The organism is Pseudoalteromonas rubra, assembly GCF_005887115.1.
Lineage (GTDB): Bacteria > Pseudomonadota > Gammaproteobacteria > Enterobacterales > Alteromonadaceae > Pseudoalteromonas > Pseudoalteromonas rubra_F.
In genome coordinates, this window is the sequence record NZ_PNCJ01000014.1 from 270573 (window position 1) to 282153 (window position 11581).

General features: G+C 48.2%; 9 protein-coding genes. 2 read left to right on the forward strand and 7 right to left on the reverse strand.

Annotated elements, in window-relative coordinates:
• The first annotated feature begins 48 nt into the window (after positions 1 to 48).
• On the forward strand, positions 49 to 1884 hold the full coding sequence (locus tag CWB98_RS10560; RefSeq protein ID WP_138544836.1) for a winged helix-turn-helix domain-containing protein: 1836 nt from the start codon (positions 49 to 51) through the stop codon (positions 1882 to 1884).
• 51 nt (positions 1885 to 1935) lie between these two features.
• Here CWB98_RS10560 and CWB98_RS10565 read toward each other — a convergent pair whose 3' ends face one another.
• Both CWB98_RS10565 and CWB98_RS10570 read right to left on the reverse strand, forming a co-directional pair.
• On the reverse strand, positions 1936 to 2679 hold the full coding sequence (locus tag CWB98_RS10565) for a DUF1295 domain-containing protein (protein WP_138544837.1): 744 nt from the start codon (positions 2677 to 2679) through the stop codon (positions 1936 to 1938).
• Positions 2680 to 2723: 44 nt separating this feature from the next.
• Complete coding sequence (locus CWB98_RS10570; RefSeq protein ID WP_138544838.1) at positions 2724 to 3992, reverse strand: sterol desaturase family protein; 1269 nt, start codon at positions 3990 to 3992, stop codon at positions 2724 to 2726.
• A gap of 406 nt (positions 3993 to 4398) precedes the next feature.
• On the opposite strand from CWB98_RS10570, the gene CWB98_RS10575 reads away from it, so the two are divergent.
• Entirely contained in the window at positions 4399 to 5937 is a 1539-nt protein-coding gene (locus tag CWB98_RS10575; protein WP_138544839.1) for a hypothetical protein, read from the forward strand.
• A gap of 99 nt (positions 5938 to 6036) precedes the next feature.
• Here the strand turns inward: CWB98_RS10575 and CWB98_RS10580 are convergent, their stop codons facing one another.
• The 5 genes from CWB98_RS10580 to CWB98_RS10600 all read right to left on the reverse strand — a co-directional run bounded on the left by CWB98_RS10580 (position 6037) and on the right by CWB98_RS10600 (position 11504).
• Complete coding sequence (locus tag CWB98_RS10580; protein WP_171045624.1) at positions 6037 to 6531, reverse strand: DUF1579 family protein; 495 nt, start codon at positions 6529 to 6531, stop codon at positions 6037 to 6039.
• Positions 6532 to 6654: 123 nt separating this feature from the next.
• Positions 6655 to 8307: an SUMF1/EgtB/PvdO family nonheme iron enzyme gene (locus CWB98_RS10585; protein ID WP_138544841.1), complete on the reverse strand. Its 1653-nt coding sequence runs from the start codon at positions 8305 to 8307 to the stop codon at positions 6655 to 6657.
• Between the two features lie 258 nt (positions 8308 to 8565).
• A complete protein-coding gene (locus tag CWB98_RS10590) occupies positions 8566 to 10158 on the reverse strand; it encodes an ABC-F family ATPase (protein WP_054015528.1) in 1593 nt (530 codons plus the stop codon).
• A gap of 105 nt (positions 10159 to 10263) precedes the next feature.
• Entirely contained in the window at positions 10264 to 10749 is a 486-nt protein-coding gene (locus CWB98_RS10595) for a hypothetical protein (RefSeq protein ID WP_138544842.1), read from the reverse strand.
• Positions 10750 to 10751: 2 nt separating this feature from the next.
• Entirely contained in the window at positions 10752 to 11504 is a 753-nt protein-coding gene (locus CWB98_RS10600; protein WP_138544843.1) for an HAD-IIB family hydrolase, read from the reverse strand.
• Between the last annotated feature and the right edge of the window lie 77 nt (positions 11505 to 11581).

An 11581-nucleotide genomic window follows, 5' to 3' on the forward strand; every position in this document is an offset into this window, starting at 1 on the left:
TTGGGTTATTCTTGTCGGTGAATAGGATAATAACAATTACATGGCACTATGCGTTACCAGTTTGATGACTTTGAGTTCGACAGCACTGATTTGATTTTGCATCGCGCAGGTGAAGCGCTGGCAATTCGTCACAATGAAGCAAAACTGCTGGCTTTGCTGCTGGAAAATACGCACCGAGTGCTCAGCAAAGAAGAGATTCTGAATGAAGTCTGGCAGGGGAAGGTGGTCTCTGATCAGGCGGTATTCCAAAATATCAGCCATTTAAGGGCTTTGTTCGGCAACGATGCTATCAAAACCTATGCAAAGCGAGGTTACCAATGGCAACGTCCGGTAAATGATCCGGTAACAGGCCCAAAATCAGATCTTAGTGATGTTCAGGGAAAACCGGTCGTTACATCCGTTGCAGCAGCTACTTGGATGCATCGCTCTGGGATCAAGTGGCTGGGTATATCATTGTGCTGTTTATTGGTCTTGGTTGCAGTGGTTTTTACCAACCCGAGCGACGAGCCAGAGCAAGCGCCCTTTACGCTGACTTACCTGCCTTTTGAAGGCGCCGAGCTTGAAAAGTGGCAATTACGAGATACAGTCCGGCTGGACTTTACTGCTCTTTCCACGCTTTCTGCTGCGCACTTCAGAACATCACAGGAACTGGTTTATCCTGAGGTTGCGGCGCAGCATCCGTTTATCCTCACTGCCAGTGTGCGCTATGTCGATGCCCTTTGGTATCTAACTTTTTGGCTAAAAGGCCCGGCAGGGCAATGGCAGGGTGTGCTACATGGTGAAACACCTGAAGCGGTGCAGCAGCAGCTGTATCATCATCTCGCCCAGCCTGTGGTCCGGTCTTTACTGCAAAACCCTCACTCTCCGGACCTTAAGCTGGCTATGCTGACCCAGGCGCATCAAGCTGCTCCACAAGATCTGATCCTGTTGGGCGCCTTGGTTAATGCTTATCTCGATGTGCGGGAGCTGGAAAAAGCGATGGTAATGGCTGAGAAACTGGCAGTACTGGCTAAAGCGCAAACCAATTCACAGCAGCTGGGCCGTGCACTGGCCTATCAGGGCGAAATTCTGTCGCGTAAAAACCTGGTCGATCTAAGCCTGGTGAGGTTAGATGCCGCACTGGAGGCACTGGCAACCAGCCAGGACTTGAGGGCGCAGGCAGATGTCTGGCACAGTCGTTCCTGGTTACATCATTTGCAACGGGATTATGAGCAGGTCAAAGCCAGTTTGCTGCACTCGGCACAGCTGGCACAGCAGTCGCAGGACATTGCCAGAGAGCTGGATGCCCTGACTTATTTGTCGATTATGGCGAGTAAAAACCAGCAGGATAATGATAAATATCTTTACCTGCGGCAGGCTGAGGATAAAATGCGGCACTATGCATTGCCGATTTACCACTTTGCCAAAGTGCCCTTCCACTATGCCATTTTTGCAGACAAGCCTGCCGACAAAGAGCCTCACTATCGGCGCGTGCTGGAATATACGGCGTTAACGCCGAACCATTGGGTGGCTCAGTCCAGTCGTAAATCGCTAGTTCGTTATTATCTGAGTGAAGCACGCTATGATGAGGCCAAGTCTCTGATTGACAGTGTGAGCCAGGACAATGCAGAAAATGCCTATCTGGCGGTGATGTACGCTGCGGCTGCGCAAACTCAGGCCGAGCTTCTGCCCCTTGCGCTGCGTGCCTTTGAGCTGGCGCAGTTATCGGGAGATCGTCGGATTGGTCTCGATGTGGCCTTGTTGCTGTGCCAGATGCCGGTAGAATCGGGTGTAAATAGCGATTTCTATGCGCACTATATCAGCGAGCACGCAACACCGGATTGGCGAACTCAGAATGAAGCACAGTTACTGGCACTCAATCTGACCTCAGTGGGTGTTGAATAACGCGCCAGACTCAGCGGCTATCGGGACCGCAGAGTCTGACTGATTAAGGGGTTAGTAAACGAAAGGGATCAGTTTTTTGGTTTTTGCCGCGTACTTGTCAAACTTCTCGCCATATCGCTCGGAGAGGTAACTATCCAGTGCCGGGATATGGAAGCTGATGAAAGAATAAGCCATAAAGAAAGGCAGCAGCAGCGTCCAGTAGTTGTAGCTCAGCAAGCACCAGCCCGTGAACAGTACCACATCACCAAAGTAGTTAATGTGCATTGAATGTTTAAACAGTCCTTCGGTGTAGCACTGGCCTTTGTTGGCCGGGTCCTGTTTCCACCATTTTCTCTGGATCTCTGAGCCACTATTGAGGTAAGAGCCAACCGCCAGTAAAGCCAGCGCAACGATATCCAGCGTACCGAACGGGATAACCTCACTTCTGAATGCGCCGCCGCCCACCAGCAACAGACCGATTTCAAACAGGGCCATAAAACACAGCAGGCCCAGCGCTTCACCCCAGTCTATTCTGCGTTGTAACAGATATAGCACAGTAATGGCATGGCGGATCCAATAGACGAATACACAGCCAAGCATGATCAGGGCTCTGTCCTGGTCAACCAATACCCACTGTTGAGAGAATAGTTGACCAATGTGAGTCCAGCCATCGGCCATTGCCAGCCAGGCACAGAAAAGGACCAGGCCAAAGTGCAAACCGACAAAAGTCCACCTTTGCGCCAGCGTACGGCCGTGTTCGCGGTTGACCCCTCCTCCGGCGTTTTGACTGTCCGGGGTCTGATTTACTGTTTCCATTTTTTTTCCTTCAATCATATTAACTTAGAATTAGGTGTTGGTTGCTACTGGGGCTCAGCAGTCAGTTCAACAGGTTGCACTGGACGGGTACGGTAGACCATGTAGTTACACAAAGATATCAGTGCCAGCGTGGCGGTGCTCAGGATTATCCAGTCTGCTTGATTAGTATCGATAGCCCAATACAAAATGAACCCGTATAGCAGCTGAGTGACCGCTTCCATATGCAAGCCCAGCTTGGCACCGTCAAAGACCAGACCGTTGAAATGGCACAGCCAGAAAAACAGTAGAGACATACTTACCAAAGGTAAGGTTGGCAGATCTCCAAAGTAACTCATCAGGTAGGTAAACAGCACCACAATGCTGCTAAAGCGCACAAATGCTGTCCACTTGGTGCGTTTGCAAATATAGGGGTCTTTGGGTTTAAAGTCTTTAGAGCGTACTTTGGCGCTGAGTGAGTAGAAGTCGGCTTTATTGGCCTTTTTAGGTAACCAGGCAGGTGGTGCAAAAATAGAGCAGAGCACTTCAAAAACTGAGCTGGAACATTTGATCTTTTGCCAGATGGTTTTTAAATAATAGGAGTTGATCACCAGTGGACTAAAACTGGGGTATGACTCGCGCACGCCATATACCACAGGATCGTCCTCAAGCTCACGTTGGTACGTACCAAACAAGCGGTCCCAGATGATCAGAATACCGCCATAGTTTTTGTCTATATAGGCGCGATTGCGGGCATGGTGGACACGGTGCAGCGAAGGCGTATTGAAGATTTTATCGGCGCGGGGCGTCTTTTTCAGATATTTGGTATGAATGCAAAATGCCCAGATGATTTGCGTGTAGCTGGCTGCCAGGAATACCTCCAGTGAAATCCCCATAAACGCCATCGGAATAAAGGTCATCCACATAGTCAGCTCTGTAAAATAGCTGATCCGAATGGACACACCAAAGTTGAAGTTTTCTGCGGTATGATGCACCAGATGATCGGCCCAAAACAGCCCTATCATGTGGTGAAAGCGGTGATTCCAGTAGTATAAGAAGTCATAGACGAAGAATGCCAATACGTAGATCAGGGGATTGCTCTGATCTAAGTCAAACAGGCGATACTCATTATAAACCAAGGTATAAAGTGCTACGACAGCGAGCAGAAAAATAAATGATAAACCCAGATTGCCGAGCGCAATAGTGGCATTTGTGAGTGTATCGTTAAGGCGGTAATTTTTTTGCTTACGCAAAAAGTTGATGGTTGCCAGAATAAATAGCGGCCCCAGATAGAAGGGCAGGGTATACATTACTTCTTCGGTAAAGTTGAGATCCATGTTAATCCCTTAGTGTGTCGTCTGAATACGTGTACGGCTTACCATGCGAAGGCCGGTAAGCGCATATCTCACCTATTTCGTCACAATAGATGTGTTGTAAACACCTGGCTGTGGCTGGAAGGTAAAATATTTATATGTATGTTAACATTAATTTATCTTTTATTTCACGTTTTTTGTGTTACGCCACATTACAGTGGTCTGTGTTTTGTTGTTGAGCCTTTGTATCCGTCCTATTTTAAAATCGAGCGTTTGGTTAACATTGTGTTTTTGCAATGTGAATAAAAAATGGATTTAGAATAAATCTTTTGTTTTAATTTCTACGAGGGAATAAAAATTGAGTATTTGCTCAACCTTTGTTTAACCGTGCCGATAGCGTCTGTGGGATATAAAAAAGGAAATGAAAACAATGAAGAAGCATATATTACCGTTACTGAGTTTATTGGCATCAGCCATGGTTGTGCAGGCCGCGGATATACCTACAAAAGTTGTCAGTCAGAACTTTGATAACGGTTATGTCGGGCTATTTGTAGCCGATGGCACATTGAGCCAGTTTGAAACCTCAGCGTTGAATCCGATCAGTGGGCAACAAAGCCTGGCAATGACCAGCGAGGGCCATTATCGCGTAGGTACAGAGATGCTGTTGATGCGTACTTTTTCACAGAACAGTACACTCAGCGTGTCTTTTGATCTCAGTACGCCATTTACAGATGAAGCTCAGAAAACGCCGTATGCACTGGCACAGTGTGTGTTTGAAATTGAATATGCTGATGGCAATACTTACCAGTCATATGTGTCACGTAACGACGATATCCCGACCTACAAAGACAGCGTCTACTCACACGATTGTCATATGACTGTGCCAGCAGGGAAGGCTGTGTTTAAAGTTACCTGGTTCCTCGAAAGCTATGCAGCACCGGGTGACACTGTGTACCTGGACAACCTGGAACTCAAATTGTTTGAAGGAACCCATCAGCAAAATGCAGAAGTGGAGTTATTCAGACAAGGGCGAGAGTTTTCAACCTGGACGGATGAACAGATCTCTACCTATTTTAGCAATACGCCGACTTTAGAGCAGATGAATAACACTGCTAGTTTGCGTTTGGCTCAATCCAGCAATGGCAGCTACAAAACACGCTTTGTGTTGCCAGAACCGGAATTTTCTCACACTTACCCTGAGTATGTTATTTATCAGGCGAGTATTACTAACCCAGGCTCCCAGCCAGTGAGTGCACAGCTATATGCCAGTGCCAGCTATCAAAAGCAGTTCCGCGGTGGCGATCACAGCGCTTCGTTTGCGCCCAGTTATTATATTGCGCCGAATAGTACTGCCTTGGTACCCGTTATCGTTGATTTAGGAAAGGATGGTCTGACAACCGATATTACATCTACCGAACTGCGTATTGAGTCTGATGGAGCGGTATTATTAAATAGTCTCACACTGCATTCTGGGAGCAGTTTATCAGATGGCCTGGTGACCATTGCGACGTCTGGCTTCGAAACCAACGCGGGCGGCTTTGAAACCAGCACACCACAAGACGTCACCCTGGTTAATCAGAGTCAACCGGTGATCAGCGGTGAGCAAAGCCTGGGCTTTGAGTTGAGTCCCTGGCGTCAGGCGGGTTTTACTCATTACTTCGGTTGGGGCAATCAGTATTATGCAGACAAAGTTTATACTCAACTTGCTGTGCAACTGCAAGAAGCTGAGAAAGACACCCCTGTCAGAGTCTGTACAGATGTCTATTACCTGGGAGGCGGCAAAGACAGCTACTGTGAACAGCGCATTGTGGGCGTTGGCAGTTTCGCGCTGCATGATGTACTCCCGGTTGACTCCACTAAGGCACTGTATCGCATTCTGGTACGAGTGCGTGCTTATGGTAACGTCAGTATTAAAGGTGAAATGGACAACTTTGTATTGGGTTACTGGCCTGCGATACCTGTGCAGTAACGGGTATACGCGAAGCGCACAGACCTGTCGGTGCGCTTTGTACAGAGCAGCTAATGAGCACAATTGTTATGATGAGCTGTTAAGCAGAGTTTATAACGCTTATTGGATCTTATGGTAAATACCATAAAACAGGGTTTGCCAGGACTTGCCGTTATTACTGGAAGACTGCCAGTGCTGGTGAACCGTGTCGTTCTTTTTAGGTTGCCAGGTAATGCGATGTAAAACGGGCTTACCCTCACTGTCCTGCCCGGGACCTTGCAATACCATGCCGTTATTGTCCCTGTTGCCATTGAGCTGCAGCAGTAACCCCGCGTTGTCAGTCCAGCTCTGGTGCCACTGCTGTTGTTGCTTGTCGAAGATATTCAGACTTTTACCCTGATAACCGGAAACAGCCTGATATTCTTCTAAAATCACACACCCATTAAGTATTTTAGTGATTTTGCTGTTGCCGGCAAATTGCCCCTTGGACATGACCCGCCATTCTCCTACCCAGAAATCAAAGGCATGATACTGAGGGCTGTCACATAACGAACGCGCATGGACAGAGCCGGCGCAGCAGGTGAGTAAAAGCGAACATAGGATCTTTTTCAACATGTGGCGATACATTCCGTATTGTGGACTATCTGAGTGACAGTCAAATCCGCAATTCTTAATAAAAATAGTCAGTTTTACGTGAATTAGGCAAGGTGGGGAAAGCGAGTTTCCCCAAATTCATCGTTATTCCTGATGTAGTGCTAGCCAGTTGAGCTTCCAGTTGGTGTCGTGAGAGTGGAGTTTTAATGTATGTTGACCCGCAGCCAGATAAATACGTTCTCCTTGTTGTGTTTGCCAGTCATGGTATCCGCCTGTACCACGGACCGTGTGCGCAGAGATTGGCTTATCATCGATTTTAACGGTAAACCCTTTGCCGTCGCGGGGCCCTGCGATACGATAACTAAGACGATAGTAGCCACTCTTGCTAACGTTGATCTGGTAATCAAGCTGAGCATCCTCAGCAATGCCATCGCCGCCAGTCAGATTTAAGCGCCCGTCCGTGTCTGAAGTACGGGCGGTATTTGCGCCAGTCATGGCGTAAGCATACTCTGCCTCGATTCGACCTGGCACCGACAGCGCTTTACCACTGGTTTTGACCAGATTGCTATAATTACTTTGCAGGTTACGGCGCACCGCAACCACCGTATATTCATATACATTGGGAGAGGCATTGGCATCGGTATACTGAGTATCAATGACATTATCTGCAATCAGTTCAAACATCGAGCCTGCGCTGTGATTGCGATAGATTCGATACCCTGAGATATCCTTTTGCGTACTGCGGTCCCAGCTCAATATGGCGTACCCATTGTTCTGCGACAGGGTTAAGTTAGTCACCGGCTGAGGGTAAGCAAACTGCTGATCCCGGCGTTGCTGCTCCTGCTTCTGTGCCATGATGAGTTGCTGCTGGAATCGACGGGAGGCTTTGCTTTGTTTCGGTACAGGACCGTCCAGTGCGACACGAAACCCTTCGGCGGCACCTGCAAAGTCTTCGGGCATACTTCCACGACGGGTAACCGGCCAGATATTCCAGTGCCAGCTGCTGCCTCGTACCGAGCGGCGTTCGCATTGACCTGATTGAAAAGCTTGGCCATTTTCGCTGGCTTGCTGATAATTGCCCTGATAGCAATCCCCCAGTAATTCAGCGACATTGCTGAGCATATCGTGCAAACCATAGGGGTTGGGCTGGTACATGCCGACCACACTGGCAAAGGTCGCGTGATCAACGCAATCGGCAAATCCGTCAACAAAGTTCACATAAGTACTGTTGGTGGTGCGTTGTAGCTCGTTTTCACCACTGAGATCTGCTGTATTCTCATACTGGCACACAGAAGGGTGCTTAGGGTCATCGCCGAAGTAAAAGCGGCTTGTTGCTCCCCCGCGTGCAGCATATTCCCACTCGGCTTCACTGGGCAGTCGATAGGCCTTTCCCGTCGTTTTTGCCAGCCAGTCTACATAGGCTTTGGCGCCTGCCCAGCTAACGCAGATAGCGGGCTGGAAGTCGTTGTCTGTCAAGCTGTTGTTATCCCAACTGCCCGGTGTGTTGCCAATAAACCAACTATCAAGCTGGTGATAGCATTCCTGGGGCGCTACGAAACCAGTGGCTTCTACAAAGCGTCGGTACTCTCTGACCGTCACTTCATATTTGCCCAGACTGAATTCGGGCAGTGTGACCGTGTGAACGGGCTGGCTGTTTTCATTGTCAGGGCTACCCATTGCAAAACTGCCTGCCGGAAGTGTGACCATAATGGGCTCAATGGGGGAGAAGTTACCGGCTAGTGTCGGTGCACAGATTGTCAGCAATATCAGTGTTGAACAGGGGAGTGTGATTTTCATGATTATTTTTCCTGTAAAAAAGACGCTTTCACCATGCCTAACCAGCGAGGGGAAAATCCTAGCGATTTTTTACAAAGTGAGAATAATAGAAATATTTTAGATTGGGTTAGATAGAAAAATTTATCTAACATGTTGATATATATGTTTATTTAATTTTTTGCAGTGCAGCGGAATTTCAATAGCCGTGAAAGTGCAGGGAAGGAAAATAAAACACTTTGGGGGAAATTCTGGCCGCAGGGTACGGCCAGAAAAACAGGCTTACTGTTCAGCGGCCTGTTTTGCCAGGTACTCGTCATAAGTGCCCTGGAAGTCAATGATCTGACCGTCTTTGATTTCCCAGATACGGGTGGCCAAAGAAGAGACGAATTGACGGTCGTGAGATACGAAGAACAGGGTACCTTCGTACTGCTCCAGCGCCATGTTCAGTGACTCAATGGATTCCATGTCCATGTGGTTGGTCGGTTCATCCATTAACAGAATGTTAGGCTTGTGCATCATCAGCTTACCAAACAGCATGCGACCTTGCTCACCCCCGGAAATCACCTTAACTGACTTCTTGATGTCGTTTTGTGAGAACAACATACGACCCAGGAACCCCCGTACGACCTGTTCGTCATCACCTTCTTGTTGCCATTGCTCCATCCATTGAAACAGATCTAAGTCTTTTTCGAACTCGTCCGCGTGATCCTGGGCATAGTAGCCAATGTTGGCATTTTCTGACCACTTAAATGCGCCCGACTTAGGCGCCATACGTCCAGCCAGGGTGTTAAGCAAGGTTGTTTTACCTACGCCGTTTTCACCAATGATGGCAACTTTTTCACCTACTTCAACCAGGCCATTGAGGCCACTGAACAGCACGTCTTCATAGCCTTGCGACAGGGTTTCCAGCTCCAGCGCATTACGGAACAGCTGTTTAGATTGTTCGAAGCGAATAAACGGGTTTTGACGGCTTGAAGCTTTAACTTCTTCCAGCTGAATTTTATCAATCTGTTTGGCACGCGAAGTGGCCTGCTTGGCTTTAGAAGCATTCGCTGAGAAGCGCGAAACAAATTGCTGAAGTTCAGTGATCTGGGCTTTCTTCTTGGCATTGTCAGCAAGCAGACGTTCCCGCGCCTGAGTGGCTGCCAGCATGTATTCGTCATAGTTGCCCGGATAAATACGCAGCTCACCATAGTCGATATCGGCCATGTGGGTACACACCGAGTTCAAAAAGTGACGATCGTGCGAGATGATGATCATAGTGCAGTCACGCTGATTGAGTACGTCTTCAAGCCACTTGATGGTATAGATGTCCAGGTTGTTGGTCGGTTCGTCGAGTAGCATGATATCTGGTTCGGCGAACAGTACCTGCGCCAGCAGCACTCGTAGTTTCCAGCCTGGTGCCACTTCTGACATAGGCCCATAGTGTTGCTCTGTTGGAATGCCCACCCCCAGCAGCAGCTCACCAGCTTTAGCTTCAGCGGCATACCCATCCATTTCTGCGAATTGAGTTTCGAGGTCGGCGACTTTCATGCCATCTTCTTCACTCATTTCCGGCAAAGCATAAATGCGATCGCGTTCCTGTTTCACTTCCCATAGCTCTTTGTGACCCATGATCACCGTATCGACCACCGAGAATTCCTCGTAGGCAAACTGATCCTGATTTAGCTTAGCAATGCGTTCATTCGGATCATAAGAAACGTTGCCCGCACTGGCCTCCAGTTCTTTGCTGAGGATCTTCATAAAGGTCGATTTACCACAGCCATTGGCGCCTATCAGACCATAGCGATTACCGTCGCCAAATTTAACCGAGATATTTTCAAACAGTGGCTTGGCGCCAAACTGCATGGTGATGTTGTTACAAGACAGCATAAGGGGTGCTCATTAGATTCAATTGCCGCGATTTTAGCATTAAATCGCGGCAGGGGGGGAAGGTTATTGCGGTATAACCTGATATGGCTTTACATAGGCTGGCAGTCAGTAATCAGGCTTTTTACGAAGTGCAAACGCGATTGCGCACAAACCCAGGCCAGCAATAAACAGGAATAATCTCCAGAGGTTGTTTTCCAAAACAAACTGTGAATAACTTTTGAGTGTAACCCCACCTCTGTTTACTTCATACACGGTATATGCCGAAATATCAGCGCGATACTTGACCAGTAATTGCACATTGTCGCCCGGCTTAAGAGGCGCATTGGTTTTTTTGTGTAACACCATTTGGGTACTGCCGGTGTTTAACCTGATGAAATAGCACTTAGCTTTACCACAGGCGGTACTGGACACATAGGGTTCTCCCAACTGACCTGACACCTCTCTTAAGGATGTTTTATCGGGCAGGTCCAACAGAAACAGGCTCAGTATAATCATCAGCAAACCAATTCCCAGTATATTGGCTAAACCTTGTTGCCTATCGTCCTCATCAGTGTATTCCGTGATGGGCGAGGTATAAGGTTCTTTTTTCATTCTTATTCTCTAAGCTCGTTTGCCAGCTGGCTCAGTGTATCAGCCACACCTTGCTCTGTCAGGCGGATGAAATCACAATTTGGCGCTATCTGCTCGCCGACAACATAAGCTTGCCGGGCAGCTTCCAGCATTGCAATGTCGTTGACATCGTTACCAAAACACACGGTTTGCTGCATATCCAGGCCAAGTTCCAGCAATGCCGTGAGCTTGTTGCTGTGTGCGGGCACCAGATCAAAACAATGATGGCCGTTGTGATGATAGATTTCAAAGCTGCTTAGCGTCTGCTCACAAACTTGCTTGACCTGCTCATGATGTTCATCCTCTAACACCAGTAACTTCACAATGGGCTCTTGTCTTAGGGTTTGATTGCTGCCCGGTGGGATGCCAAGTTCGGCCACATGTTGATGAAAATGGTGAGGCTTATCGGAGATGGCATACTGCCAGTGACCGTCAAACAAATACGCTATCTCGTGGTTATCCAGCCAACAGAGTAGGGTTTGCACCTGAACGGGGTCGAAGCTATGGGCTTTGATCACGGCTTTGTTCTGACTGAACATGGCGCCATTACAACCAATGATGGGGTGATGCCAGAAGCATTCAGGCAACACCGGCAAGGTATCTCTGAGTGGCCGGGCTGTGGCGAAATACAGGTTGCCACCACTGCGCTCCAGCGCTAGCAGGGCATGTTTAATGTCGTCTTGCATGCGCTGGGCATGGAATACGGTGGTGCCATCCAAATCAAAAACAAAATTCATAGTTACTTCCGGGTACAAAATCGAGTGTTTACTTTGCCAAACTGACAACTTAGTATTTAAGTTATTGGCTCAAAATA

Bases quoted from the DNA above. Each gene is read 5' to 3' on its own strand.
- CWB98_RS10560 (WP_138544836.1), top strand. From the start codon at position 49: ATGCGTTACCAGTTTGATGACTTTGAGTTCGACAGCACTGATTTGATT.
- CWB98_RS10565 (WP_138544837.1), bottom strand. From the start codon at position 2,679: ATGGAAACAGTAAATCAGACCCCGGACAGTCAAAACGCCGGAGGAGGG.
- CWB98_RS10570 (WP_138544838.1), bottom strand. From the start codon at position 3,992: ATGGATCTCAACTTTACCGAAGAAGTAATGTATACCCTGCCCTTCTAT.
- CWB98_RS10575 (WP_138544839.1), top strand. From the start codon at position 4,399: ATGAAGAAGCATATATTACCGTTACTGAGTTTATTGGCATCAGCCATG.
- CWB98_RS10580 (WP_171045624.1), bottom strand. From the start codon at position 6,531: ATGTTGAAAAAGATCCTATGTTCGCTTTTACTCACCTGCTGCGCCGGC.
- CWB98_RS10585 (WP_138544841.1), bottom strand. From the start codon at position 8,307: ATGAAAATCACACTCCCCTGTTCAACACTGATATTGCTGACAATCTGT.
- CWB98_RS10590 (WP_054015528.1), bottom strand. From the start codon at position 10,158: ATGCTGTCTTGTAACAACATCACCATGCAGTTTGGCGCCAAGCCACTG.
- CWB98_RS10595 (WP_138544842.1), bottom strand. From the start codon at position 10,749: ATGAAAAAAGAACCTTATACCTCGCCCATCACGGAATACACTGATGAG.
- CWB98_RS10600 (WP_138544843.1), bottom strand. From the start codon at position 11,504: ATGAATTTTGTTTTTGATTTGGATGGCACCACCGTATTCCATGCCCAG.